This window comes from Kribbella sp. CA-294648 (assembly GCF_050943845.1).
Classification (GTDB): Bacteria; Actinomycetota; Actinomycetes; order Propionibacteriales; family Kribbellaceae; genus Kribbella.
In genome coordinates, this window is sequence record NZ_CP191981.1 from 8,108,978 (window position 1) to 8,134,334 (window position 25,357).

The 25,357-nt window shown below is 68.2% G+C and carries 21 protein-coding genes; 14 read left to right on the forward strand and 7 right to left on the reverse strand.

Annotated elements, in window-relative coordinates; all coding sequences use genetic code 11:
* Nucleotides 1-59: 59 nt before the first annotated feature.
* Nucleotides 60-482, reverse strand: a complete 423-nt coding sequence (locus ACQPYM_RS38650; protein ID WP_433011189.1) for a hypothetical protein — start codon at nt 480-482, stop codon at nt 60-62.
* Entirely contained in the window at nt 479-1,111 is a 633-nt protein-coding gene (locus ACQPYM_RS38655) for a nucleotidyltransferase domain-containing protein (RefSeq protein WP_433011192.1), read from the reverse strand. The genes ACQPYM_RS38650 and ACQPYM_RS38655 overlap by 4 nt, the downstream gene beginning before the upstream one ends.
* 648 nt (nt 1,112-1,759) lie before the next feature.
* Between ACQPYM_RS38655 and ACQPYM_RS38660 the strand changes: the two genes are divergently transcribed.
* From ACQPYM_RS38660 to ACQPYM_RS38685, 6 genes are all read left to right on the forward strand, one after another.
* Entirely contained in the window at nt 1,760-2,629 is an 870-nt protein-coding gene (locus ACQPYM_RS38660; protein WP_433011195.1) for a hypothetical protein, read from the forward strand.
* A gap of 324 nt (nt 2,630-2,953) precedes the next feature.
* Nucleotides 2,954-5,545, forward strand: coding sequence for a class III lanthionine synthetase LanKC (gene lanKC / locus ACQPYM_RS38665; RefSeq protein WP_433011198.1), 2,592 nt, complete (start codon nt 2,954-2,956; stop codon nt 5,543-5,545).
* A 4-nt stretch (nt 5,546-5,549) separates the two neighbouring features.
* Complete coding sequence (locus ACQPYM_RS38670; protein ID WP_171673791.1) at nt 5,550-5,684, forward strand: SapB/AmfS family lanthipeptide; 135 nt, start codon at nt 5,550-5,552, stop codon at nt 5,682-5,684.
* Between the two features lie 133 nt (nt 5,685-5,817).
* Nucleotides 5,818-7,785, forward strand: a complete 1,968-nt coding sequence (locus ACQPYM_RS38675; RefSeq protein ID WP_433011202.1) for a prolyl oligopeptidase family serine peptidase — start codon at nt 5,818-5,820, stop codon at nt 7,783-7,785.
* Nucleotides 7,786-7,816: 31 nt separating this feature from the next.
* Nucleotides 7,817-9,505, forward strand: coding sequence for an ABC transporter ATP-binding protein (locus ACQPYM_RS38680; RefSeq protein WP_433011205.1), 1,689 nt, complete (start codon nt 7,817-7,819; stop codon nt 9,503-9,505).
* A complete protein-coding gene (locus ACQPYM_RS38685; RefSeq protein WP_433011208.1) occupies nt 9,502-11,250 on the forward strand; it encodes an ABC transporter ATP-binding protein in 1,749 nt (582 codons plus the stop codon). The genes ACQPYM_RS38680 and ACQPYM_RS38685 overlap by 4 nt, the downstream gene beginning before the upstream one ends.
* On the opposite strand, the gene ACQPYM_RS38690 is transcribed toward ACQPYM_RS38685, so the two are convergent.
* A complete protein-coding gene (locus ACQPYM_RS38690; protein ID WP_433011211.1) occupies nt 11,229-11,828 on the reverse strand; it encodes a response regulator transcription factor in 600 nt (199 codons plus the stop codon). The genes ACQPYM_RS38685 and ACQPYM_RS38690 overlap by 22 nt on opposite strands.
* A gap of 575 nt (nt 11,829-12,403) precedes the next feature.
* Here ACQPYM_RS38690 and ACQPYM_RS38695 point away from each other — a divergent pair.
* Complete coding sequence (locus ACQPYM_RS38695; RefSeq protein ID WP_433011213.1) at nt 12,404-13,051, forward strand: transglycosylase family protein; 648 nt, start codon at nt 12,404-12,406, stop codon at nt 13,049-13,051.
* Nucleotides 13,052-13,120: 69 nt separating this feature from the next.
* Here ACQPYM_RS38695 and ACQPYM_RS38700 read toward each other — a convergent pair whose 3' ends face one another.
* The 3 genes from ACQPYM_RS38700 to ACQPYM_RS38710 are packed head-to-tail and all read right to left on the reverse strand — an operon-like array spanning nt 13,121 to nt 15,028.
* Nucleotides 13,121-13,777, reverse strand: coding sequence for a class I SAM-dependent methyltransferase (locus ACQPYM_RS38700; RefSeq protein WP_433011216.1), 657 nt, complete (start codon nt 13,775-13,777; stop codon nt 13,121-13,123).
* Nucleotides 13,777-14,424 (reverse strand): Pr6Pr family membrane protein, encoded by a 648-nt coding sequence (locus ACQPYM_RS38705; protein WP_433011219.1) that lies wholly within the window; start codon nt 14,422-14,424, stop codon nt 13,777-13,779. Before ACQPYM_RS38705 ends, ACQPYM_RS38700 begins: the two co-directional genes overlap by 1 nt.
* Nucleotides 14,425-14,464: 40 nt before the next feature.
* Nucleotides 14,465-15,028 (reverse strand): 2TM domain-containing protein, encoded by a 564-nt coding sequence (locus ACQPYM_RS38710; RefSeq protein ID WP_433011222.1) that lies wholly within the window; start codon nt 15,026-15,028, stop codon nt 14,465-14,467.
* A gap of 77 nt (nt 15,029-15,105) precedes the next feature.
* On the opposite strand from ACQPYM_RS38710, the gene ACQPYM_RS38715 reads away from it, so the two are divergent.
* The 3 genes from ACQPYM_RS38715 to ACQPYM_RS38725 all read left to right on the forward strand — a co-directional run bounded on the left by ACQPYM_RS38715 (nt 15,106) and on the right by ACQPYM_RS38725 (nt 18,439).
* On the forward strand, nt 15,106-15,705 hold the full coding sequence (locus tag ACQPYM_RS38715) for a TetR/AcrR family transcriptional regulator (protein ID WP_433011225.1): 600 nt from the start codon (nt 15,106-15,108) through the stop codon (nt 15,703-15,705).
* A gap of 74 nt (nt 15,706-15,779) precedes the next feature.
* Nucleotides 15,780-16,298: an AAA family ATPase gene (locus tag ACQPYM_RS38720; protein ID WP_360279261.1), complete on the forward strand. Its 519-nt coding sequence runs from the start codon at nt 15,780-15,782 to the stop codon at nt 16,296-16,298.
* A 32-nt stretch (nt 16,299-16,330) separates the two neighbouring features.
* A complete protein-coding gene (locus ACQPYM_RS38725) occupies nt 16,331-18,439 on the forward strand; it encodes a molybdopterin-dependent oxidoreductase (protein ID WP_433011229.1) in 2,109 nt (702 codons plus the stop codon).
* A 116-nt stretch (nt 18,440-18,555) separates the two neighbouring features.
* On the opposite strand, the gene ACQPYM_RS38730 is transcribed toward ACQPYM_RS38725, so the two are convergent.
* Nucleotides 18,556-19,569, reverse strand: a complete 1,014-nt coding sequence (locus tag ACQPYM_RS38730; RefSeq protein ID WP_433011232.1) for a LacI family DNA-binding transcriptional regulator — start codon at nt 19,567-19,569, stop codon at nt 18,556-18,558.
* A 351-nt stretch (nt 19,570-19,920) separates the two neighbouring features.
* On the opposite strand from ACQPYM_RS38730, the gene ACQPYM_RS38735 reads away from it, so the two are divergent.
* The 4 genes from ACQPYM_RS38735 to ACQPYM_RS38750 all read left to right on the forward strand — a co-directional run bounded on the left by ACQPYM_RS38735 (nt 19,921) and on the right by ACQPYM_RS38750 (nt 25,351).
* On the forward strand, nt 19,921-20,667 hold the full coding sequence (locus tag ACQPYM_RS38735; protein WP_433011235.1) for a sugar phosphate isomerase/epimerase family protein: 747 nt from the start codon (nt 19,921-19,923) through the stop codon (nt 20,665-20,667).
* A 76-nt stretch (nt 20,668-20,743) separates the two neighbouring features.
* Nucleotides 20,744-21,841, forward strand: a complete 1,098-nt coding sequence (locus ACQPYM_RS38740; RefSeq protein ID WP_433011238.1) for a Gfo/Idh/MocA family protein — start codon at nt 20,744-20,746, stop codon at nt 21,839-21,841.
* Complete coding sequence (locus ACQPYM_RS38745; RefSeq protein WP_433011241.1) at nt 21,841-22,449, forward strand: SGNH/GDSL hydrolase family protein; 609 nt, start codon at nt 21,841-21,843, stop codon at nt 22,447-22,449. The genes ACQPYM_RS38740 and ACQPYM_RS38745 overlap by 1 nt, the downstream gene beginning before the upstream one ends.
* A 478-nt stretch (nt 22,450-22,927) precedes the next feature.
* Nucleotides 22,928-25,351 (forward strand): glycoside hydrolase family 2 protein, encoded by a 2,424-nt coding sequence (locus ACQPYM_RS38750; protein ID WP_433011244.1) that lies wholly within the window; start codon nt 22,928-22,930, stop codon nt 25,349-25,351.
* Nucleotides 25,352-25,357 lie beyond the last annotated feature (6 nt).

Consider the following 25,357-nt stretch of genomic DNA (forward strand, 5'->3'; position numbering starts at 1 on the left):
GTTCCGGCGGTCGCTCACGAAATCACTCCAGCACCAGTTCCGGTTGCTGGAGGTACCCGTCAGCTGTTTCTCTGGAAGAGGCGTTCGGCCTCGTCGAGCAGTGTGTGCGCGCTTCGTACCGCCTCCTTGGCTTCCTTCGCACCGACGTAGACCGCGCCGTAGTGTGCGCCGTCTTTGATGTCGAGCAGACGCTTTAGTGCGCGGCCGAGCCGCTGGCCGTCGCTGCCCACTTGGGAGACGAGTTGGATCGCCTGGCGGTGGTCTTGGCCCCGAGATCTTTCACCGAGGGTCAGGCAACACGCCGCGTCGGCCGCGGCAATGCCGGCGAGTACGGCGAGCGCGGCCGCGACGTTGTCGTTGGCCAGTTCGTCGTCGACGTCGCCGACGAGGTCGGCGACCTCAAGGAATGCGCGGGCGTGGGTGAGGCGTATGGCGGCCTGTGGCCGGTTGCAGTCCTCGGTCCGGCCGGTCGGGCGGCTCACGCGCTCTCCTGGTGGGTTAGTCGGTGGATGAAGGTTCGGATTTCTGGGCCGTGGATCCTGACGGCGTCGCTCTTCCAGTCGTTGACGATCGGTTCGCCAGCCTCTAGATGTGCGAGCAGCCCGGCACGGCTGATGTCGTAGATCTGGAGGTAGTTGCCGCTCCAGCGGCGGGTCTGGTCGCCGAGGTCTCCGAGCTGATCGGTCCACGCCGCCGGCGGGTCGTCGAATCCGTGCACGAGCAACAGGTCGATATCGCTATCGAGGTCGCCGTCGCCGCGGGCCGTCGACCCGAAGATGCTGGCATGGTCCGGCTGCACGTCCCACGCGTTGATCGTTTCTCGGAATCGGTCGAACAGCAGCGGTCGCAGCTCGGTGAGCTGCAGGACCGCTGCGGCGGCCACGTGGTCGCGGTTCAGCGTGAACTGGATGGATGCTCCGACCCGGGCCGCGTCGACCAGCCCGGTCCCCGCCAGGCGGTGCAGCACGTTCAAAACCCCTCGCTCGCTCCCGGTGCGGGCGAGCTGGTGAATCCGGCGACCGGTCAGCGGCGCAGTTGTCCCGGCGAGTACGGCGAGCACGGGACCATCGAGCGTCTGCACGACGGTGCTCATCGGGCTGGACATGTCCATATCCGCACTCTACTACCCCTATCAGCAATCTACTACGGATAGGCGCAATAAGATGCGGATGTGAACTGGTCGTTAGCTGGGCCGAGGCCAGGACGGATGCCTTGAGCCACTCCACCACGGGCGACGTGCCGTCGACCGGCCCCACGAGACGGACGGTCACCGCCCGCGCATCGCCGTCCATCGAGAGCCCGCCATCGAGCGCCGGCTCGTGCTCCACCAGTTCAGCGATCCTGCCGACCTGCTGCTGGAAGTCCCACATGCCGGTGATGTCGAGCGGCACCGGATCCTCGTTCGGAGCAACACCCTTGGTCCTCGCGGCCTCGTAGCGCCCCGGGTACGGCGCGATGTTGAGATCCCCCGAGTCCGCAGGCCGCCAGTGCGGGATCGCCTTGCCACGGCGGCTCGACGACTTCCACGCAGGCGTCTCGGAACCGCAAGCGTGCCCCCCTCGCCCTGGCTCACCTCCTGGGCCGACATCTCGCCCTTGTGCGGTTGCCTCGCGCAACCAATGGTCGGGCGGATACTGGGGGGGTCCGCTGGACCCCGCTGATGGGAGTTGTCGTGGCTGAGCCGAGTACTGGGTGGCGTGAGGTGGTTCGTCCCGATGAAGCTGAGCGGCATGAGCGGCAGGCGGCTGCGTTTGCTGAGATGCAAACGGAGAAGGACGAGAAGTACGGGATCGGGAGGGCGTTGCATCGCAAGCAAGTGGCGGCTCTTCGGGCCACTCTCGTCGTTCCGGGTGAGCTTCCGGATCATGCCAAGCAGGGGATCTTTGCGATCCCGGCGACGTACGACGTGTGGGTTCGGCTCTCCAACGGTGGTTTCAACCGGGCGCCTGATCGCGTTCCGGACATCCGTGGGTTCTCGCTGAAGGTGTTGGGCGTCAGCGGCCGGGCGGCGCTCGGCGGTGAGGCGGTTTCGCAGGATTTCGCGTTGATCAATCATGAGCGGTTCAGTTCCGCGACCAGTGCCGACTTCACCGACATCGTCACCACCGGCGCCAGTACGCCCGGCAAGATTCTGCTTCGCCTGCTCAAGAAGCCGCGGATGCTCTCGCAGCTCAAGACCGTCCAGGCAGCGCTCAAAGAGCCGTTCACCGGCTTCGCCACCCAGGACTTCTTCAGTGCCGCCCCGATCGCCTTCGGCCCGTACGCCGTCCGCGTGAAGCTGGCTGCCGCCTCGGACGAGGTGATCGAGAGCGAGCGGGTGGACTGGACGGCCGACATCTACCAGCGCCTCGAGAACGGCCCGTTGAGCTTCGACTTCCAGGTCCAGTTCTTCACCGACGAGCAGCACACCCCGATCGAGGACGCCTCGGTCAACTGGGACGCGCCGTACCTGACCGTCGGCCGGCTCACCATCCCGCGCCAGCACGCCGACGGCGCCTTCGACGACGAGGTCGAGGCGGCCAAGTTCGATCCCTGGAACGCACTCGTCGAGCACCGGCCGTTGGGCGAGGTGATGCGGGCCCGCAAGGTCGCGTACTTCGCCAGCCAGCAGCACCGCTCGGCCAAGTGATCCGCCACCTCTTGTGGGTTCGGCCCCGCACCGGCGACCTCGGACAGGAAATAACGTGTTCAAGGTCGCCCTTTGGGGCTCAAAGGCATCACACGAGGCAGATCCGGTGAAGTTACGCCCTGTTACGCCACCGCCACTAATTGACATGGTGTAACAGCGATTTCACCGCTCAAAGTGACCGTGATGTAACAAAGAGTGGTTACTTACCCATCCGTAGGCCATGAGTTCTTCACGGTCTAGTGGTGACGTCCTGCACTACGCGAGCCCTCCTCCCATTGCCCAAGATGTGCCGGGCACACCGATGAGAGAGGGGGACGAACCGCCATGGAAAGCTACGAGCTGTACTGCCTCGCCGACCGGCGATTCTACGAGTCCCCCACCAACCGGGGTGCCGAGCATCCGGACTTCGCCCTCTGTGCGCGACCGGTCCCGGCCGGCTGGAGCCACGTGCCCGGCGAGACCTGGATGCACTACGCGCCGGACGGTCTCGAGCTGCCGGCCCAGGGCTGGAAGATCCACGTCTCCTCCGGGCTCGAGGACGCCGAGCGGACGCTCGCCGCGGTGTGGGACTACTGCGTTCCCCGCGGCATCGCGTTCAAGTTCCTGCGCAACGAGCCCGTGATGGTGATGGTCAACTCGAAGTCCGCCCCGCGCGGTTCGAGCGGCAAGCTGGTCACGATCTACCCGGTCGACGAAGCGCAGCTGGAGCTCGTGCTCAAGGACCTCGACGACCTCCTGCAAGGTGTCCGCGGCCCGTACATCCTGAGCGATCTCCGGTACGCCGAAGGCCCGCTGTTCGTCCGGTACGGCGCGTTCGTCAGCCGCTACTGCCTGAACGAGGGCGGCGAGCGCGTGCTCGCCCTGGAGGACGACCGCGGCCGGCTGGTCCCGGACCATCGCGGCCCGACCTTCGCCATGCCGCCGTGGGTGAGCCTGCCGCCGTTCCTGCACTCCCACCTGGACGCGCGCAACGCGGTCACCACCAACGAGCTGGCGTACACGATCGACGGCGTCATCCAGTTCTCCAACGGCGGCGGCGTCTACCTCGGCCACCACAACGAGACCGGCGCGAAGGTCGTCCTCAAGGAGGGCCGGCCGCTGGCCGGGCTGGACATGAGCGGCCGCGACGCGGTCGCCCGGGTCGGCCACGAGCGCGACATCCTGCGGCGCCTCGAAGGACTCGACGTGGTCCCGAAGGTGCACGACTACTTCGAGCTGGGCGAGCACCACTTCCTGGTCCAGGAGTTCGTCGACGCGAACCCGCTGCAACGCGAACTGGTCCGCCGCTACCCGCTCACCCATCCCGACGCGACCGACGCCGAACTGGCGGAGTACGCCGACTGGGCCGCCGGCATCGTCACGGACGTCCAAAAAGCCGTCGCCCAGTTGCACGACCGCGGAGTCGTCTTCTGCGACCTCCACCCGGACAACGTCCTGCTAGCCAGCAGTGCCATTGCCGACCCCCACCCCACCGCCCCGGTCGGGGACCGCATGGTCCTCATCGACTTCGAGGTCGCAACGCTGGTCGAGGATCAGGCCAGGTCGGCTCTCGCACACCCCGGGTACGCCGCTCCCGGCGATCGCCAGGGTCCGGATGTCGACCTTTACGCCCTCGCCTGCATCACGCTCGGCCTGTTCGCGCCACAGACGACGATGTTGCTGAATCTCCAGCCAGGCAAGGCTTTCCAGCTCGCCGACATGATCGCCGAGACCTTCCCGGTCCCGCGCGAGACCCTCGACGCGGCGGTTCGCACGATCGTCGGCCCGGACGTGACCAGCGCACCCGACCTGGTCCTGCCCGGTCGGGCGGAGTGGGCCGAGGTCCGCGCAGCACTGACGACGGCAATCGTTGCCAGTGCCACTCCCGATCGCTACGACCGTCTGTTCCCTGGCGACATCGCGCAGTTCCAGCCCGGCGGCGGCACCAACCTCGCCACCGGCGCGGCAGGAGTCCTCTACGCGCTCACCAAGACGGGCGCCGGCCGCTTCCCGGAGTACGAGGACTGGCTGCGCAAGCACGCGCTGACCAGCGAGATCGGCCCCGGCCTGTACGACGGACTGCACGGCATCGCGCATGTCCTCAACGAACTCGGTCACGAGCAGGACGCCCTCGATCTGGTCGAGCGCACTCTCGCCGACCAGCTCGAGACCCGCGAGCTCGGACTGCACAGCGGCCTGGCCGGGATCGGCCTCAACCTGCTGCACTTCACCGGCGAACCCACACTCCGGGCCAAGGCGATCCACGTGGTCGACCTGGTCGCGGACCGGCTGGGCGACGTCACCGGCGTACCGGAGCTGAGTGGCGACGGGAAGCCGCGAGCCGGGTTGATGTACGGCTCGTCCGGGCCCGCGCTGCTCTTCCTCGAAGCCTACGAGCTGACCGGCGACACCGGGCTGCTGGACCTCGCCGAGATCGCCATCAGGCAAGACCTCCGGCGCTGCGTCCGGACTCCCGACGGGACGCTCCAGGTCAACCAGGGCTGGCGCACGCTGCCTTATCTGGAAGAGGGCTCGATCGGTATCGCCGTCGTCCTGCAGCGCTTCCTGCAGCGCCGGCCGGAGTCCGACCTGGCGGCGGAGCTCGAAGCCCTGCGGCGGGTTGCCCGCTGCTCCTACTACGTCCAGCCAGGCCTGTTCATGGGTCGTGCCGGTCTCCTCCTGGCCGCTCCGGCGCTGGGTGTCGAGACCGACGACCTGGTCCGCGGCCTGGGCTGGCACGCGATGCCGTTCGAAGGCGGCCTGGCGTATCCCGGCAACCAGTTGCTCCGTCTCTCGATGGACCTGGCGACCGGATCGGCCGGCGTCCTGCTGGCCCTGGGTGCCGCGCTGCACGAGCAGCCGGTCACCCTCCCGTTCCTCGGATCTCCCCAGTGGTCCGAGTCCCCATCCCTTCTATTTCCTCCCGAGGAGGTGTAAACAAATGGCACTTCTCGACCTTCAGGGTCTGGAGACCCCCGGCTACGGCGGCGGACACCACCACGGTGGCTCGACGCTCACCGTGCTCGGCTGTGGTTCCCAGCGTCCGAGCAACCTGAGCCTTCTGCTCTGCCACTGATCGGACGCTGTGGCACCGAGTCACCGATCTGTGAGTGATGGATCGTGGACGCCGAGGCCGTCAGGTTCCGGGGGCCCTGGGTGGGCAGTATTCCCACCCAGGGCCGAACCTGTTTCCCCCGACGGGAGGATCCGTGCACCACCTCGACCTGAGCTACCCCGACGCCGAGCGGCTGCCGCTCGTCGATCAGCTGCACGGGCACGAGATCCCCGACCCGTACCGCTGGCTGGAAGACCCCACCACCCCGCAGACGCGGCAGTGGCAGGCGACCCAGGACCAACTCTGGCTGAACCACGCGACCACGCTCCCCGGCCGGTACCAGTTCCGCACCCGGGTCCGAGCACTGTCCAGCGTCGGTTCGGTCTCTACTCCGGTCTGGCGCGGCGACCGCTGTTTCGTCCTCCGCCGCGCGGCCGGGCAAGAACACCCGATCCTGTACGTCGACGACGCGGTGCTGCTCGATCCGCACCAGCTCGACCCGACCGGCCGGACCACGCTCGACAGCTGGCAGCCCTCCCCCGACGGGACCCTGCTGGCGTACCAGATCTCGCAGGGCGGGACCGAGCAGTCCATCCTGCACGTTCTCGACATCGCCACCGGCCAACTCGTCGACGGCCCGATCGACGGCTGCCGCTACTCCCCCGTCGCCTGGCTCCCCGACGGGAAATCCTTCTTCTACGTGCGCTGCCGGCGGGTGATGCGCCGCGAACTCGGCCGGCCCGCCGACGAGCCGGTGCTCACCGACGAAGCGGCGTACGGGCTGGATCTCAGTGTGGACGGCCGCTGGCTGACCATCTCGGCAGCGCGTGGAGCGGCGAACGATCTCTGGCTCGCGGATCTCCAGCGCGGTGGCCGGCCGACCATCGTGCAACGTGGCATCGATGCGATCACCGTGATGACGGTCAGCCGCGAAGGCCGCCTGTACGTCGTGACGACCCGCGACGCCCCGACCGGCAAGATCTGCGTCGGCGATCCCGAGAAGCCGCTGGTCTGGCACGACTATGTCCCGGCCGATCCCGACGCGCCGCTGAGTGGTCTGGCGATCCTCGACAAGGTCGTCCTGGTCGGCCGGACCAGGAACGCGGTCGGCGAGATCGCGATCCACGACCTGAGCACCGGCCGCCAACTCGGCGAGGTCCCGCTACCAGGCGTCGGCTCGGTCGGCTCGCTGGCCACCCGTCCGGAGGGCGACAACCAGGTCTGGTTCTCCTACACGGACAGCGTCACGCCCACCGCCGTCTACCAGTACGACGCCACCTCGGCCCGTACGACGCTGTGGGCGTCACCACCCGGCGCGATCGGTACTGCGGACGCCGAGTCGCGGCAAGTCGACTACACCTCGGCAGACGGCACCGCGTTGCAGATGCTCGTCGTCGCCAAGCCCGGCATCCCCGGACCGCGACCCACGATCCTCTACGGCTACGGGGGTTTCGGGCAGTCGCTGACCCCGACCTACTCCGCCTTCACCCTCGCCTGGGTCGCGGCCGGTGGCGTCTTCGTCACCGCCACCTTGCGGGGTGGCGGCGAGCGCGGCAACGACTGGCACAAGGCCGGCATGCTCGACCAGAAGCAGAACGTCTTCGACGACTACTTCGCGGCCGCCGAAACACTGATCGCCGAAGGCTGGACGACACCGGAGCAGCTCGCCCTGTGCGGTGAGTCCAACGGTGGTCTCCTGGTCGGCGCGGCGATCACCCAACGACCGGAGCTGTTCACGGCCGCGGTGTGCTCGGCGCCGCTGCTCGACATGGTTCGCTACGAGCAGTTCGGACTCGGCCCGAGTTGGGTGCCGGAGTTCGGCTCGGCCTCCGACCCCGCGCAACTGGCGACCTTGCTGTCGTACTCGCCGTACCACCGCGTGCGCGATGGTGAGAACTATCCGGCGGTGCTGTTCACCGTCTTCGGTGGAGACACTCGCGTAGATCCCTTGCACGCAAGGAAGATGTGCGCCGCGCTGCAACACGCGACCAGCAGCGAGCGCCCCATCCTGCTGCGCTACGAGCCGGACACCGGCCACGCCGGCGGCTCCACCAGCAAGGGCATCGGCCTGGCCGCCGACATGCTCGCCTTCCTAGCCCACCACACCGGCCTCACCCGATGACCACCGCCGCGCACCCCACCGGGCTGACCCGATGACCACCGCCCCCGGCCCGGCCTACCGGTCCGCACCCACCACCTTCGGTGCGGTGGCCCGGCATGGCCGGGCATGGTTGCCGGTCATCGGGTTGACCGCTCTCGCCAGCAGCGCCGTGTCTCTCGCCCTGCCCTCCGTCCTCGGGCATTCGGTCGACGCGATCGTGGCCGGCTCCGGCTACGGCCGGTGGTTCACGATCGCGGCCGTCCTGATCGGGGTCGGCGTGCTCTGCAGCCTGATCGATGCCTTCGCCGGCACGGCTTGCGTCGCCGGGACAACTGCCTGGCTGCGGCATGGGCTCGTCAGCCAGGTCGTCCGAGGCGGCGCCGAGGGCAGTCGGGAGTTCGACAGCGGCGACCTCGTCAGCCGCGTCTCCGGAAACGCCTCCGACGCCGCACAAGCAGGCCCCGCAGCAGTCACCACCGTCGCCGCCACGGCCCCACCAATCGGCAGCCTCGTCCTGCTCGCCCTCATCGACCCCTGGCTCGCCGTAGCCTTCTTCGGCGGCGTGATCCTGGTCGTCGGCGTCCTGTTCGTCTTCGCCCGCCGGACCGCCGAGATCAGCTTGTCCTACCAGCAGACCCAGGGCCGGATCTCCGCACTGCTGACCGAAGCGGTCACCGGTCTTCGCACCATCGCCTCGGCCGGCACCACAACCCGCGAAGAACGCCGCATCCTCGGCTTCCTCCCCGAGCTGCACCGGCACGGCCTGGAAACCTGGAAGGTGCTGGCCCGCTCAGGCGCTCAGGCCGCGATCGTCGGCCCGCTGGTCCTGGTGGCCGTCCTGGCCGTCGGAGGCCTCCAGCTCGTCGACGGCAGGATCACGCCGGGCGAACTGTTCGCCGCCAGCCAGTACGCCGTACTGGGGGCCGGCCTCGGCAGTCTCACCGGCGTGATCGGCGAGATCGCGCGAGCCCGGGCCGGCATCCAGCGAGCAGCGGAAGTGTTCGCCATCGACAAGGTCGCGCATGGCCTTCTGCCCCTCCCGCCCGGACCGGGCCGGCTCACCTTCGACGGCGTGACGGTCGTCGCGGACGACGCAGTACTGCTCGAAAACATTCACCTCGAGCTTCCCGGCGGCGCCACGATCGCCGTGGTCGGTCCGAGTGGCGCCGGCAAGTCCGTGCTGGCCTCGCTCGCCGCGCGGCTGCGCGATCCGTCGATCGGCCAGGTGCTGCTCGACGGCGTACCGCTGCCCGCCCTCAATCACCACGCTCTGCGGACCGCGGTCGGTTGTGCCTTCGAACGCCCGACCCTGGTCGGCACGACGGTCGGCGACGCGATCTCGCACGACGCGATCGGGCCGGTCCGGACACTGGCCGCCGCACGCGCGACCCATGCCCACGACTTCGTCCGCCGGCTGCCCGACGGGTACTTCACACCGTTGCCTAAGGCCCCTATGTCCGGCGGTGAGCGGCAACGGCTCGGCCTGGCCCGGGCCTGGCCCGCGAGTCGCCTGCTGGTGCTCGACGACGCCACCTCCAGTCTCGACACCGCGACCGAGCTGCAGATCAGCAAGACGCTCACCGAGGACCGGTACCGGCGTACCAGGTTGATCGTCACGCACCGGACCGCGACCGCCGCCCGCGCCGACCTCGTCGTCTGGCTGGACGGCGGCCGGGTGCGCGGCGTGGGTTCGCATCAGGACCTTTGGCAGGACGCTTCGTACCGCGAGGTGTTCGGATGAGACGCGAACTGCGCTACGGCGCAACGGCCCTGCGGAAGCGGTCCACGCTGAAGCTGGCGCTGTGGTCGATCCCCGACATCCTGCCGACCGCCGTCTACGGCGTGGCCGTCGCCCACGCGACCGACAACTTCCTGGCCGGCCGCGCCTGGCAAGGCATCGCATGGCTCGGCGGGCTGATCGCCGCCGCGTGCCTCGGCGCTGCCGGTTCCCACCAGGTCTACGGCCGCCTCGGCCACTTGGTCGAGCCCTTGCGAGACGACCTCGTACGCCGCGTCGTGGGCGGCGCGCTGCGAACCGGTGACGACGCCGCGGTGGCTCGCTTGAACCGTCAGGTCGAGATCGTCCGCGACACCTTTGCCGGGCTGGTGCTGGTGATCCGCAACTTCGTGGTCACGCTGCTCGGAGTGGTGGTCGGGCTGCTGTCGCTGGCTCCGCTGGTGGCGCTGTTCGTCGTACCGCCGTTCCTTCTGGGGTTCGCGTTGTCGCTGGCGGTGCTTGGGATGGCGGCCGATCGGGTGCGGGCGTCGTTGCAGGCCGACGAGGAGTTAGCGACCGCAGCCGGGATGGTTTTCGGTGGTGTCCGTGACGTCGCGGCGACCGGTGCCGAGGAGTTCGCCCAGAAGCTGGTCGGGCGACCGATCGAGGCGCAAGCCGCCGCGGAACGGTCACTGGCCAAGGTGGCGGCACTGCGGACGTTGTGCTTCGCCGTGGGTGGCTGGGCTCCACTTCTGATCTTGCTGGCGGCCGGGCCGTGGCTGGTCGGGCGCGGCATCAGTACCGGAACGCTGCTCGGCGGGCTGACCTACGTGCTGATCGGTCTGCAACCCGCGCTGAACACGGTGATGAGTGCGCTCGGCGACAGCGGCCTGCGCTACGTCATCACCCTCGGCCGGATCCTCGACTCAGCCGCGCCGGTGCCTGCGCCGCGTCCGGTGACTGAGGTGAACGGGTACCAGTTGCGGCTGCGCGGCCTCACGTTCGCCTACGGGCCGTCCGCGGATCCCGTGCTTGAAGACCTGGACCTCACCATCGCCGAAGGCGAGCACCTGGCTGTGGTCGGGCCCAGTGGCATCGGCAAGTCGACTCTCGCCGGACTCGTCTGCGGGATGCTCGCGCCCACGAGTGGCCGGGTGCTGCTCGGCGGCGTACCGCCCAGCGAAGTACCGGTGGAGCGGCTGGCGGAGACGCGAGTGCTGATTCCGCAGGAGGCGTACGTGTTCAGCGGGCCGCTGATGGAGAACCTCACCTACCTGCTGCCGGATGCCACGATCTCCGAGGTGCAGGAGGCCGTCGACGCGGTCGGCGCGGCGCGCCTGGTCGAGCGACTCGGCGGTTTCGGAGCGCGCGTGCGACCCCAGGAGTTGTCGGCCGGTGAGCGTCAGTTGATCGCGCTGGCCCGGGCCTACCTGTCGCCCGCGTCTCTGGTCGTCCTCGACGAGGCGACCTGCTTCCTCGATCCCGAGGCCGAGCGGCGGGCCGAGGAGGCCTTCGCCGCGCGTGGCGGCACGCTGATCGTGATCGCGCACCGGATCAGCTCCGCGCTGCGGGCCCGTCGCATCCTCGTGCTCGACGGCAACAAGGCCGCGATCGGCAACCACCCGACGCTGCTGCGGAAGTCACCGCTGTACCGCGAACTGCTCGGGCACTGGCAGCCTGACGCTCAGCAGCTCCGAGGTCAGCAGCTCGGGGGTCAGCAGCTCGGGGGTCAGCAGCTCGGGCGGGATCAGATCCAGCCCGCGTCCTGAGCCTTCCGGATCGCCTCGATCCGGCTGCGCGCACCCGTCTTGGACAGGATCCGGGACAGGTAGTTGCGCACCGTGCCGGCGCTCAGACTGAGCGTCCGGGCGATCTCCTGCGCGGTCGCACCGGTGGTCACCTGCCGCAGTACTTCGCATTCGCGATCGGTGAGCGGATTGTCACCCGCCTTGAGCGCCGCGACCGCGAGCCGCACGTCGACCACCGGCAGGCCCTTGGCGACGTCGCGCACCGCCTCGACCAGCTGGTCGGTCGACGAGTCGGTCGCGATCAGCCCGATCCGGGGCGCCTGTTTGACCAGGGCCAGGCTGGTGGCCGCGATCGCCTCGTGGTCGATCAGCACCAGCACGCCACGGCCGGTCAGTCGGCGGCACAGGTCCTCGATCCCGACCTTGCCCGGCAGCTGAGGATCGAGCAGCACGACATCCGGCCGCCGGTTGATCACCGCCAGGACGTCGTCCGAGCGATCCACCTCGGCCACCACGTCCAGGTCGTTCTCTCGTGCCAGCACCGCGGCCAGTGCGCCTCGCACCATAGCGCCGCGGTGCCCGAGGACCACTCGGATCACCGCTTGCCCCCATCACGTCGATTGCCTCAGCCCGGACGGCCACCCCCGGTGACCAGCCCGTTGCCTGCTCAACGAGCGAACGGCGCCGATGGCACGCACGAATCCGGTCCGGTGCCTGAAGCAAGCGCTTGTCCAGCGGGTGGGACGGCAGGCGGGAAACCGCGCGGTTCCGGCCTGGAAACCGTTCTGTTGTTGACTTTCGGGACCTTCGAAATCTGCGAAATCTCGTGCAGATGCACACATGCCTCTTGCGTTCCGGCGATCCGTCGAGCACGATGGGCCGGTCACGTCGTTACCGAGGCGTGACCATTCGGACGCTGTCTCGTGACCTGCCCGGATGCTCGTCCCCTGCACCCCCGAAGGGAGTGGTACCTCACCCAGACTGCGGAGCCCGGTACGGCCACCGAACCCGATGGCCGGCGATCCGAGCCGACGCACCCAGGTGACGTCCACCTTCACCTCACCCCGGCCGCACTTGCGCGGGCTTGAGGTTCTCGGGGCAAGTGCGCACGCGGCTGAATCATCCGGGCCGAAGAAATTCACCATGCCCACAGCTCATGAGGAGCAGAACTCTGATGTCCAAAGCTCGACATGCCCGTCCCCGGCGAAGTACCCGCCGGGTAGTCCGGACCCTGTCCATTGCCGGCCTCGGTGCCGGTATCACGGCCGCGGGCGCCAGTGGCGCTTTCGCCGCCGACTACAAGGTCAAGGCGGGTGACACCCTCTCCGAGATCGCCCAGGCCAACGGCGCCGACTGGCGCCAGCTGGCGAAGCTGAACGGCCTGGACAACCCGGACCTGATCCTGATCGGTCAGACCCTCAAGCTCGACGGCGTGACTCCTGCCGCCGTTCCCCGGACCGAGAAGCGGGCCGACCAGAAGGCCCGCACGGTCAAGAAGAAGACGGTTCGCAAGACCGAGCGCAAGGTGGTCCGCAAGGACCGCAGCAGCCGCTCCGACGACCGCCCCTCCAGCGGCAAGGCGAACCTCAGCGGCGCCTGGGCCAAGGTCGCCAACTGTGAGTCCAGCGGCAACCCGCGGGCCGTCAGCTCGAACGGCAAGTACCACGGCCTGTTCCAGTTCGACCACCAGACCTGGCGCAGCGTCGGCGGCTCCGGCAGCCCGTCCAAGGCGTCGGCAGCCGAGCAGCTCATGCGGGCGAAGAAGCTCTACTCCCAGCGTGGCGCACAGCCGTGGCCGGTGTGCGGCCGCTACCTGCGCTGACCCCTCATTGCGGCCCGCGGGCGGAATCCCCCCACCGCCCGCGGCCGTACCCTTCAGCAGTTCAAAACGTCAGCGATTGAGGACGAGCATCTCGTTCGCGCCGACCTGGAACTCGTACGGCACCTTGCGGATCTCGGATCGCACCGGCCGCAGGTCATCCAGCAACTCCTGCAGGTACGGCACCGGCTTGCCCGCCCCTTGCTCCACGAGCGGGAAGATCCGTACTTCGGACCGGCTGACCCGGACGAGTTCCTCCAGCGCCGCCAGGTGCCAGTCACGGTCGTACTTGTCGGCCCAGGTGAAGAGCAGGTGCGAGCACAGCACCAGGTCGAAACGCCCGTCCTCGAACGGCAACTCCGGCAGACTGCCCGCGACGTACCGCTCGGGTGCCGTCGAAACGTCCTGCAGGAAGCGATCCGCGGCCTCGATCCGCAACTCGTCCTTCCGCGACGGATCGCCGTACCAGTTCCAGGTGAAGCTGGTCGCGTGCTGGTCGACGATCTGCGCGCCGGCCGGCAGGCTTCGCCGTACCGTGTCGAGCAGTTCGGGCGTCGGCAGCTCGTAGGCCTGGTCGACCGCGACGGCGTCGACGCCCCGGGCGGCCGCCTCGGCGGTGAAGCTCGAGCCGCCGGCGCAGCAGTCGAGCACGGAATCGGGGAGCTCGGTCAGGTCGAACATCGCCTCGTACTCCGGGTACGAGCGAGACGTCACCAACACGATGGGCACTACCTCTCGACGGTTTGTCTACCGATGCGGCGGTCGAGAAGGGTGGCCCCGGCTGCCAGAGCCAGGAACAGTAGCGCGACGAGCAGACAGTTCAGCAAGGCCCTGCCGTAGCCGAGCTCGCCGACATCGACGAACGGGTAGGGATAGAAGCCCGTCCCCTCGCCGCGGATCAGCGTGAACGCCAGCCACAGCAGCGGAAACGCGAGCGACCAGGCGACGATCTGCCCACTGGTACACCGTCGCGGCCCGAACAGCAACCACCCCAGTACGCCGAGCAGTGGGGTGGCCGTGTGGATGATGAGATTTGCGAACGCGGCCCACCCGGACAGCTCGTCGGTACCGGCCAGCACCAGGTGGTAGACGATTCCGGTCACCGCGATGCATAGCACGCCGTTGAGCCGCAGCGTCTTGAACCACGTGCTTTCCCGTGCGCCGGCGCCGAGCGCGAGCAGCAGACACGTCGCGCCGAGCAACAGGTTGGACTGGATCGTGAAGTAGGCGAAGACGTTGAGCACCCGCTCGGGATTCTCCTTGTAGAAGCCCTCGCCACCGGTGGACGTCCCCGTCACCAGGCACTGCACCACGATGCCGAGCACCACCACTGCTGCCGTGACGCCGAACCAGACCCGCCCTGCCGCCGATGTCATGACGGAAATCTACGGCGTACAGGCGGGTCTGGCTGGGATGTCAGGCGGCTTGCCTTGCCTCGAGCTTGTGGTCGTGATCCTCATCGTCCTTGACGTCCCCGCTGTAGCTGAACGAGACGATCCCGTCGATCACGAGGGCCACGGTCCAGCCTGCCGCCGGGCCGAGCAGGGCGTCGTACCCCTGGCCGGACAGCAGACCCAGCGCGATCATCACGCCGACGCCCACGCAGTACGCGAGCAGGTGCCGGTACCAGCCCTGACGCTCGCGGCGCGCCTTCTCCCGCGTGCCCTTCTTCGGCTTCCGCGGCCGCGGCCCACCGGCGAACCGGTACGCCGCCCAGCCGTCGGCCCACTTCAGGCTCTGGTGGCCGAAGCCGACGCTGACGCCGATGAAGATCGCGGCCAGCGAGTGCTTGAACGACGGCTCGCCGCCGGACCGGATGTCGATCACGCTGGCGACCAGCATCACGACGTCGACCAGCGGAACCATCGCGAGCAGCACCAGGCCGGCGCGCGGCGCGCGCAGTACGTACCGGGTCAGCATTCCCGCGGCGAGCAGGACCCAGAACCCGATCTCACATCCGGCGATCACAGCCAGCAGCACGGGGATTCACCTCTCCATTTATTCAATACGACCGTGTCAATACGAAGACTCTAACACGCTCGTGCTAAAAAGGACACATGCCAAAGATCGTCGACCACGACACCCGCCGCGAAGAGATCGCCCAGGCGCTGTGGCGGGTGGTCCGCCGCGACGGCATCCGGGCCGCCTCGGTCCGGACCGTCGCCGCCGAGGCGGGCTGGTCCGCCGGCGCCGTTCGCTACTACTTCCCCGACCAGCAGGGCCTGATCGCGTTCGCGATGGACCTGGTCTCCCGCCGGGTCCGGGACCGGATCACCGCGATCGAGCCGACCGGTACGCCGACCGAGATCGCCCTGCGCTACCTGGAGGAGGTGATCCCGCTCGACACCGAACGGCAGGCCGAGTTCGACATCTGGCTGTCCTTCACCGCCCAGGCCCAGGCCGAGTCGGGCGCCGGCGGCCTGCGCGACCTGCTCACCCCGGTCAACCAGGGACTGCGCGACCTGTGCGAAAAGCTGCTGCGGAGCCTGGCCGAGAACGGCGCGCTGCGTCCCGAGCTGAAGCTCGATCTGGAGACCGACCGCCTGCACGCCCTGATCGACGGCCTCTCGCTCCATGCCACAGTGCTGCCAACGGCGAGCACTCCGGACCGCGTCCGCGAAATCCTGCACGCGCATCTGCAAGAGCTAGAGCGTTGAACCTCTTGTCCAGCAACGAAGAACAACACGCGAGGCCTGACTAAAAGCCTGTTCCGCGTGACACCATCCCCTACATGGAGACCGAGGGGGTGATCGTCGTCAGCGGGATCATGGCGGCCGGCAAATCCACCGTCTCCCAACTGCTCGCCGAGCGCTTCCAGTACGGCGTCCATCTGCGCGGTGACGTGTTCCGCCGGATGATCGTCAGCGGCCAGGCCTCGTCGACGGTCGAGGACGGCGAGGAAGCGCAGAGACAGCTCAAGCTGCGGTACCGGCTGGCCTGTCAGGCTGCCGACGGGTACGCCCAAGGTGGCTTCACCGTCGTCCTGGAAGACGTCGTGATCGGCGAACTGCTGCGCGAGTTCCTCGACGGTATCCAGACCCGCCCGCGGTACCTGGTCGTGCTCACTCCCCGGCCGGAGGTGATCCACAACCGGCTCGGCTACGGCCATCCGCACTCGGTCGACGAGCTCGACTACGAGCTGCACGCCTTCAGTCCACGCCGCGGCCTGTGGCTCGACAACTCCGACCTGTCCCCCGGCGAGACCGTCGATGCCATCCTCGGCCGCCTCGACGAGGCACGGTTCGAGTAGTCGCGCTGACTACTCCGGAGTAGTTTGGCTGGATGGCGACCGTACGGCGTACCGCGTGCAACCTGTGTGAGGCCATCTGCGGAGTTCTGGTGACCGTCGAGGGCGGACGGGTCACCGACATCCGTGGTGACGAAGCGGATCCGTTGTCCCGTGGACACATCTGCCCGAAAGCAGTCGCCCTCCGCGACCTCCAGGAAGACCCGGACCGCCTCACCCAACCAGTACGGCGTACTGCCACCGGCTGGCAGGAGCTTGGTTGGGAGGAGGCGTATGCCTACGTCGCCGAGAAACTGCAAGCGGTGCAGAAGACGCACGGGCGGAACTCGATCGGCGTCTACCTCGGCAATCCCAACGTGCACAGCGTCGGCGCGATGACGCATATGCCGACCGTGGTCCGACTGCTGAAGACGCGCAATCGATTCAGCGCGACGTCGGTCGACCAACTGCCGCACATGCTGGCGGTGCATCTGCTCTACGGTCACCAGCTGATGGTTCCGGTGGCCGACATCGACCGGACGTCGTACCTGCTGATGCTGGGCGCGAACCCGCTCGCCTCCAACGGCAGCATGATGACCGCGCCCGGCTTCGGTCGGCGGTTGAAGGAAGTGCAGAAGCGTGGTGGCCGGGTGGTGGTGATCGATCCGCGGCGGACCGAGACGGCCGCGGTCGCGGACGAGCACCACTTCGTGCGGCCGGGGACCGATGCCGCGTTCCTGCTTGCGTTGATCCAGCAGATCATCGCCGACGGTCACGCGAAGCCGGCGGCGTACGTGGACGGTTTCGACCAGGTTGTCTCGGTGACACGGTCGTGGACGCCGGAGCGCGCGGCTCGAGTGACGGGGATCGATGCGGAGACGATCCGGCGGATCGCGCGGGAGTTCGCGGGCGCTGAGACGGCCGCTTGTTATGGACGACTCGGGGTGTCGACGCAGCAGTTCGGCGCGTTGTGCCAGTGGGCCGTGCAGGTGCTGAACATCATCACCGGCAATCTCGACCGGCCGGGTGGCTCGATGTTCCCGCGGCCGGCGGTCGACACGTTGCGCGGGATCGGGCGGGGGCACATCGGGGTGTGGAAGAGCCGGGTGCGGTCGTTGCCCGAGTTCGGCGGCGAGCTGCCGGCGTCCGCGATGGCCGAGGAGATCGAGACGCCGGGCGAAGGCCAGATCCGCGCGATGGTGACGATCGCCGGCAACCCGGTGCTGTCCACGCCGAACGGCCGGCGGCTGGACGAGGCGCTGGAAACGCTGGACTTCATGGTCTGCGTCGATCCCTACATCAACGAGACGACCCGGCATGCCGATGTGATCCTGCCGCCGACGCCTCCACTGGAACGCGAGCACTACGACCTGGCTTTCCACCAACTCGCAGTACGGAACACCGCTCGGTGGAACGACGCAGTACTGCCTCGGCCTTCGGAGGCCCGGCACGATTGGGAGATCTTCCGAGGGCTCGGGCTGGCGTTGTTGCGCAGTACGCCGCGCAGTCGCCGGCGGGCCATTGCGTCGTTGCGGCTGCGGTTGTCGCCGCGGCGCATTGTCGATCTCGGGCTGCGGATCGGGCCCTATCGGCTCTCGGTGCGCAAGCTGCGGAAGTCGGTCGGCGGAGTGGACCTTGGGCCGCTGCAGCCCGCGTTGCCCGACGCTCTGCACACGAAGTCGAAGCGGATCGATCTCGCGCCGGCGCTCATCTTGGACGATCTGCCGCGCGCCGCCGAGGTACTGCTCGCTGATCGTGGCGCCGATGACGGGCTGTTGCTGATCGGGCGGCGGCACCTGCGCAGCAACAACTCCTGGATGCACAACTCGGCCCGCCTGGTGAAGGGCAAGCCACGGCACCAGTTGCTGATGAACCCGGACGACCTGAAGTCGCGCGAGCTCGCGGACGGGCAACTGGTCGAGATCAGCTCGGCGGCCGGCAGCGTCTCGGTAGAAGTTGCCGCAAGCAACGACATGATGCCCGGCGTGGTCAGCCTCCCGCACGGCTTCGGCCACGGCCGCCCCGGCGCCCACCTCTCGGTCGCCAACCAGGTCGCAGGCGCCAGCGCCAACGACATCACCGACCCAACCCTCACCGATCCCATAGCCGGCACCGCCGCCCTCAACGGCGTACCGGTCAAGGTCACCGCGGCCCCGCGCGGCTAGCCGCGGACCGCCCCCACTCACAAACCTCGCCTGGCCGATGCGGGTCAGGCGTGGCGACCGCGCCGTGGGCCGTCCGGAGCAGGTTTGTGAGTGGCGGCGGTCCGGGCCATCACGAGTCAGGCGGGTGGCGGACCCGAGCTGCCTCGGACTACCAGGGCGGGGGTGGAGCAGAGGTGCGCCTCCGGGAGCGCGCCCTCCAGCAGGTCGAACAATCGGTGCGCGACCTCCGCGCCGTAGGTGACGATGTTGTGGCTCATCGCCGTCAGCGTCGGGTGGGTCAACCGGCACAGCGTCGAGTCGTCCCAGGCGACCAGCGTGACATCGTCGGGTGACTTCAGCCCCAGACCGTTCACCACCGACAGTCCGGCCACGGCCATCAGGTCGTTGTCATAGATGATCGCCGTCGGCCTCCCCTCCGCTGTCATCAGTTCTCGGGTAGCAACGGCACCTTCCTCACCGGAGAAGTCGGTGTGCACCACCCGCGCATCCAGCCCCAACCGCCGACTGGCCCCCGCGAACGCCTGATCCCGGATCCAGACATGACCGTGCTCAGGCGGCCCGGCCACCCGGGCGATCGCCCGATGACCGAGCGACGCGACATGCTCCACCGCCGCGTTCATCGCCGTCGTACCGTCGGTCCACACGCACGCCAGCCCGTTCGCGAGCGCCGGATCCCCGACCAGTACCGCGGGCAACTCCAACTTGCGCAGCAACGGGATCCGCGGATCGTCGACCCGCAGGTCGACCACCAGCACGCCGTCCACCCGGCGCTCCGCTGCCCATTTCCGGTACGTCGCCATCTCGTCCTCCAGGTCCGGTACGACCTGCAGGGCGAGCGCGTACGACCGCTCACTCAGCACGGACTCGACGCCACCGACGAAGCCCATGTAAAACGGTTCCTCACTCAGGGTCTTGGCCGTCCTGGCCAGGACCAGACCGAAGGTCTCACTGCGCGCGGCCGACAGTTGCCGCGCCGCCCGATTGGGCACCCACTCCAGTTCCTCGGCAACCTTGAGCACGCGAGCCCGGGTGGCCTCGGAGACCCCCGGCTGGTTGTTCAGCGCGTACGAGACCGCGCCTTTGGAGACGCCGGCCCGTCGGGCAATCTCCTTGATCGTGACACGGGGCACGATGGCCTCCTTCGAACGGGCGGTCCGAACCGTGACGGGCGGTCCGGTTACCCCTCATTCTGCGGCCCTTGTGTACTCCGCGTCTCTAGGTAATCGCTCTCCACCACTCACAGCAACCAGTCATCGCGCCGCCAGCGGTCCGGACACGCAAAGTAGTTGCCCCTGGCGCCACTTTCTACGGGCCATGGGCAAGCGCTTGCCTTCAGGCTTTGGAGGCGGCTCACGTGGTGATTAGGGGGTGGTCTGGGGCGGATGGCTGGGATAGGCTGCCGCGAGTTACTTAACCGGTTCGGCTAGTCCAGTCCGGGGCTTCCTTGGGCAGCGGGTGCCCCGAAGACGAGGAGAGAAAAAATGGTCGCAGTGGACAATCTGTCCCTACAGCTCTACACGGTCCGGTACAAGCTGGAGGAGGACTTCGACGCCACGCTGGCCCGCATCGCCGAGATCGGGTACCGCAAGGTCGAGCCCTTCGGCGTGGTCGGCCTGGCCGACCAGCTGGCCGAGGCGCTGCCCAAGTACGGCCTGTCGGCTCCCACCACCCACGCCGGGCTGCTCAAAGAGGACAGCGGCCCGATCTTCGAGGTGGCCAAGAAGCTCGGCATCAGCACCGTGATCGACCCGTTCGTCGACCCGGCGCGCTGGCAGTCCGCCGACGACATCAAGGCGACCGCCGAGGCGCTGAACAAGGCGGCGGCCGAGGCGGCCGAGCACGGCATCACGGTCGGGTACCACAACCACCACTTCGAGCTGGAGTCGGTGATCGACGGTGTGCACGGCCTGGAGATCCTGGCCGACAACCTGTCCGACGAGGTCATCCTCGAGGTCGACACCTACTGGGCCGCGGTCGGCGGCGCCGACGTACCGGCGCTGCTCGGCCGGCTCGGTGACCGGGTGAAGGCGCTGCACGTCAAGGACGGCGACGGCACGCTCAACAACAAGGCGCAGGTCGCGGTCGGCGCCGGCTCGATCGCCGTCAACGACATCCTCGCCGCGTCGCCCGGCACCCTGCGGGTGGTCGAGCTCGACGACTTCGAGGGCGACATCTTCGACGCGGTCGCGGGCAGCTTCGCCTACCTCACCGGGGAGGACGTTGCATGAGCGAGCGTAGCGAGCGAACGACTAGCACAGCCGCCTCTGCGCTCATGCTGGAACCGAGCGCCAGCGAGGTGCAAGCATGAGCGCTGTTGGCGTAGGTGTGATCGGCGCCGGAGTCATCTCCGACGCGTACATCAAGAGCATGCAGAGTTTCCCCGACCTCAAGGTGGTTGCCATCGGCGACCTTCGTCCGGAGGCGGCGGCCGCGAAGGCGGCGGAGTACGGGATCGAGAACCACGGTGGACCCGAGGCCGTGCTCGGCAACGCGGACGTCGAGATCGTGGTCAACCTGACCATCCCGATCGCGCACGTCGAGGTCGCCCTGGCAGCCGTTGCCGCAGGCAAGCATGTGTGGAGCGAGAAGCCGTTCTCGCTCGACCAGGACAGCGGTCTCAAGCTGCTCGCGACCGCCCAGGACGCGGCTCTGCGGCTGGGGTGCGCGCCGGACACCATCCTCGGCCCGGGTCTGCAGGAGTCCCGGCGGATCATCGAGAAGGGTGACATCGGCGAGCCGCTCACCGCGCTCACCCTGATGCAGTCGCCCGGCCCGGAGTCCTGGCACCCGAACCCGGCCTTCCTGTTCCAAGAGGGCGCCGGACCGCTGTGGGACATCGGCCCGTACTACCTGACCTCGCTGGTGCAGCTGTTCGGCCCGGTCGCGGCGGTCGCCGGGATCGGCTCGAAGTCGCGAGCCAAGCGCACGATCGGCTCCGGCCCGTTGCAGGGCACGGACTTCGACGTGACCGTGCCGACCCACGTCAGCGCGATCGCGCGGTTCGAGTCGGGGCAGTCGTCGCAGAGCATCTTCAGCTTCGACTCGCCGCTGCCGCGGCACGGTTTCGTGGAGATCACCGGCTCGGAGGCCACGCTGGCCCTTCCGGACCCGAACGGGTTCGACGGCGACATCAAGATCCGTCGCCGCGACTCCGACGACTGGGAAACGGTGGCCAGCACGAAGGCGACGGCCCAGCGCGGTACCGGCGTACTGGAGATGGCGCGGGCGATTCGCGAGGACCGGCCGCACCGGGCCACCGGCGCGCTGGCCTTCCACATCGTCGACGTGATGGCCTCGATCACCGAGTCCATCGACACCGGCAACTTCGTCGACGTCTCCAGCACCGTCGAGGTCCCGCCCGTCCTGCCGGACGACTGGGACGTCAGCGCGTCCACGATCTGATGAGCTCAGCCCTCCTGGATCCCCGGCGAACCATCGTGTTCGCCGGGGACTCCGTCACCGACTGCGGCCGCCGGAGCGATGCGGCCGGCCTCGGCGACGGCTACGTGAAGAACCTGTACGACGCCCTCGGCCCGGACCGGCCGCGGATCGTCAACGTCGGCATCTCCGGAAACCGCGCGAAGGATCTCCAAGCGCGCTGGCAGACCGATGTCCTCGCGCACGAGCCGGACCTCGTCTCGGTCCTGATCGGCATCAACGACACCTGGCGCCGCTACGACAAGAACGACCCGACCTCGACCGAGTCCTTCGAGCGGTCGTACCGGGCGTTGCTCGACGGCATCCAGGCCCAGCTTGTCCTGGTCGAGCCGTTTCTCCTTGCGGTGAAGGAGGAGCAGCACGACTGGCGAGAGGACCTGGACCCGAAGATCGAGGTGGTCCGGCGCCTCGCAGCGGAGTACGGCGCGCTGCTGGTGCCGGCCGACGTCGAGCTCAACCACCAAGCAGCCACCGTCGGCGCCGTCACCCTGGCCGACGACGGCGTCCACCCCAGCAAGGCAGGCCACCAAGCCCTCGCCAACCTCTGGCACCAAACGGTGCTCGCGTCCTAGAACGGGTGCTCGCGCCCTAGGACGTGCGCACCCTAGAAACCTGCACCTGCCGAAGATGATGCCGAGGCAGCGCAGGCTCGCTGGGTGGTCTGGTTCGCAGCGGGGGCGGGCAGTCAGAGCGGGTTGGGACATCTGCCCTTGGTCTCAGGTCGCGAGCGCAGTACCTCTGAGTTTGAGCGTGGTCGGCGAGCACGTGGTGGTGGGTCAGTGAGGCTGCAGGACGGCGCCTGTTGGGTTGAGCGCGCCGGCCGGCAGTCCACCGGTCCCCACCGCCCGACCGACCGGCGCCTTGCTTGAACCGGGATCGCCGGCGCCACCCAATTCAGCTACTGCAAACGCCCGGCCGTTTCTTATAGATTTACTTAACCGGTCCAGTACATCGTTTGAAGGAGAGTTGCTTGTGACCTCGTCGCTCAGGATCGTGTCGTTGACTACCGAGGGCGGGGTCGTTTGGAGTTTGCGGGCGGTGGATGGGCCGGTGCCGGATGGCAACAGTGCGTTGCTGGTTGCGCCGGTGGTGGCGACTGTTCCTGGTGAGGTGCACACGGACCTGCTGGCGGCCGGGGTGATTCCCGATCCGTTCGACGGGGACAACGAGAGCAAGCTGGCGTGGATCGGCAAGACGAGTTGGAGTTACCGGACGGTCTTCGACTGGGCGCCCGACGAGCACGCCGTGCAGGAGCTTGTTGCCGACGGGCTCGACACGGCCGCGCGAGTCACCCTCAACGGCACCCAGCTCGGCGAGACGTGCAACCAGCACCGGTCGTACCGGTTCCTGGTCAGCGGTTTGTTGGTTGCTGGACGCAACGAACTGGTCGTCGAGTTCGCCTCTCCGGTCGGTACGGCGAACCGGCTGCGCGACGAGTCCGGGCTCTGGCCGCACACGAATCATCATCCGTACAACGCGATCCGCAAGATGGCCAGCAACTTCGGCTGGGACTGGGGACCGGATGTCGCCACGGCCGGGATCTGGCGGCCGATCCGGATCGAGTCCTGGACCGGCGTACGGATCGCCTCGGTCCGGCCGCTCGCCGGGCTCGACCGCGACCGCGGCGTACTGGACAGCCGGGTCTCCCTCGCGTGGTCCGGTGATGCCACTGGAGACGCCACCATCACCGTCGAGGTCGGTGGGACCAGCACGCAGATGACCGTTGCCGCCGGCACCGAAGAGGTCGGCGTCACCTCGACGATCGACGCGGTCGAGCGATGGTGGCCGCGCGGATACGGCGACCAGGCCCTGTACGACGTCAGCATCTCCGTGACCGCCGGCGACCACAACGACGACTGGCAGGGCCGGGTCGGCTTCCGCACCGTCACGATGGACGTTACCCCCGACAAGTACGGCGGCCCGTTCGTCCTGTCCGTCAACGACAAGCCGGTCTACGTCCGCGGCGCCAACTGGATCCCCGACGACGCCTTCGTCACGCGGCTCGACCGTGCGACGTACGAGCGCAGCATCCGCGACGCCGTCGACGCGAACATGAACCTGCTCCGCGTCTGGGGCGGCGGTCTCTACGAGAGCGACGACTTCTACGACATCTGCGACGAGCTGGGAGTGCTCGTCTGGCAGGACTTCCTGTTCGCCTGCGCGGCGTACTCCGAGGACGAACCGCTGTGGAGCGAGGTTGAGGCGGAGGCCCGCGAGGCCGTCACCCGGCTGAGCTCACACGCCAGCCTCGCGCTCTGGAACGGCAACAACGAGAACATCTGGGGGTACGTCGAATGGGGCTGGCGCGAGCCGCTGGCCGGCCGGGCCTGGGGTGAGGGTTACTACCTCGACCTGCTCCCCCGCATCGTCGCCGAGCTCGACCCCCGTACGCCGTACTCGGCCGGCAGCCCGTTCTCGTACGACCGCTACATCCACCCGAACGACGAACGCAACGGCACCATGCACATCTGGGACGTGTGGAACCAGGTCGACTACTCGACCTACCGCAAGTACCAGCCGCGTTTCGTCTCCGAGTTCGGTTTCCAGGGCCCGCCCGCCTGGTCGACGCTGACCTCGGTCGTGCACGACGAACCGCTCGACCCGTACGGCGACCAGATGCTGGTGCACCAGAAGGCTTTCGAGGGCAATCTCAAGCTGGAGCGCGGCCTCGGCGACCACCTGCCCAAGTGGAAGACGATGGACGACTGGCACTGGACGACCCAACTCAACCAGGCCCGGGCGATTGCCTACGGCATCGAACACTTCCGCAGCCTGTACCCGTTGAACACCGGCGCGATCGTCTGGCAACTCAACGACAACTGGCCGGTCGTCTCCTGGGCCGCCGTCGACGGGCATGGCATCCGGAAGCCCTTGTGGCACGCGCTGCAACGCGTGTACGCCGACCGCCTGCTGACCGTCCAGCCGCGCGAAGGCGGCCCAGTGGTTGCCGCCCACAACGACACTGACGTTGCCTGGAGCACCGAACTGACAGTGACCCGACGCAGTACAACCAAGGGCGGCGAGGTGTTCGCAAGCGAGACGTTCGCCCTGGAAGTCCCGGCTCGCGGCGCCGTCCTCAACTCGCTACCCGAGTCGGTCGCAACACCAGCCGACCCCACAACCGAGTACGTCGAGGTGCGCGGCACCGACGGCAATACGGCGTACTGGTACTTCGTAGAAGACACCTCACTGCACCTCGAGGCCGACGCCTACACAGCCGACCTCACCCCAACCACCACCGGCTACGACGTAACCGTGACAGCCACCGCCCTCACCAAGGACCTAGCCCTCTTCCCAGACCGCCTGGACCCCAGCGCCCGAGTAGACACCTGCCTGATCACCCTCCCCGCCGGCAACTCCCACACCTTCCACGTCACGGGCACCCCCACCCCACCAACTCAAATCACCAAGCCAGTACTCCGCTCAGCGAACGATCTGCTGACCAACCCCGGGGTTCGTCATCTGGGTGGCTAACCGCCG

What these genes read in the sequence shown, in the direction of transcription:
- lanKC (WP_433011198.1), top strand. Translation starts at nt 2,954, where the DNA reads ATGGAAAGCTACGAGCTGTACTGCCTCGCCGACCGGCGATTCTACGAG.
- ACQPYM_RS38725 (WP_433011229.1), top strand. Translation starts at nt 16,331, where the DNA reads ATGGCGACCGTACGGCGTACCGCGTGCAACCTGTGTGAGGCCATCTGC.
- ACQPYM_RS38735 (WP_433011235.1), top strand. Translation starts at nt 19,921, where the DNA reads ATGGTCGCAGTGGACAATCTGTCCCTACAGCTCTACACGGTCCGGTAC.
- ACQPYM_RS38695 (WP_433011213.1), top strand. Translation starts at nt 12,404, where the DNA reads ATGTCCAAAGCTCGACATGCCCGTCCCCGGCGAAGTACCCGCCGGGTA.
- ACQPYM_RS38720 (WP_360279261.1), top strand. Translation starts at nt 15,780, where the DNA reads ATGGAGACCGAGGGGGTGATCGTCGTCAGCGGGATCATGGCGGCCGGC.
- ACQPYM_RS38745 (WP_433011241.1), top strand. Translation starts at nt 21,841, where the DNA reads ATGAGCTCAGCCCTCCTGGATCCCCGGCGAACCATCGTGTTCGCCGGG.
- ACQPYM_RS38655 (WP_433011192.1), bottom strand. Translation starts at nt 1,111, where the DNA reads ATGGACATGTCCAGCCCGATGAGCACCGTCGTGCAGACGCTCGATGGT.
- ACQPYM_RS38670 (WP_171673791.1), top strand. Translation starts at nt 5,550, where the DNA reads ATGGCACTTCTCGACCTTCAGGGTCTGGAGACCCCCGGCTACGGCGGC.
- ACQPYM_RS38715 (WP_433011225.1), top strand. Translation starts at nt 15,106, where the DNA reads ATGCCAAAGATCGTCGACCACGACACCCGCCGCGAAGAGATCGCCCAG.
- ACQPYM_RS38660 (WP_433011195.1), top strand. Translation starts at nt 1,760, where the DNA reads ATGCAAACGGAGAAGGACGAGAAGTACGGGATCGGGAGGGCGTTGCAT.
- ACQPYM_RS38740 (WP_433011238.1), top strand. Translation starts at nt 20,744, where the DNA reads ATGAGCGCTGTTGGCGTAGGTGTGATCGGCGCCGGAGTCATCTCCGAC.
- ACQPYM_RS38685 (WP_433011208.1), top strand. Translation starts at nt 9,502, where the DNA reads ATGAGACGCGAACTGCGCTACGGCGCAACGGCCCTGCGGAAGCGGTCC.
- ACQPYM_RS38705 (WP_433011219.1), bottom strand. Translation starts at nt 14,424, where the DNA reads ATGACATCGGCGGCAGGGCGGGTCTGGTTCGGCGTCACGGCAGCAGTG.
- ACQPYM_RS38680 (WP_433011205.1), top strand. Translation starts at nt 7,817, where the DNA reads ATGACCACCGCCCCCGGCCCGGCCTACCGGTCCGCACCCACCACCTTC.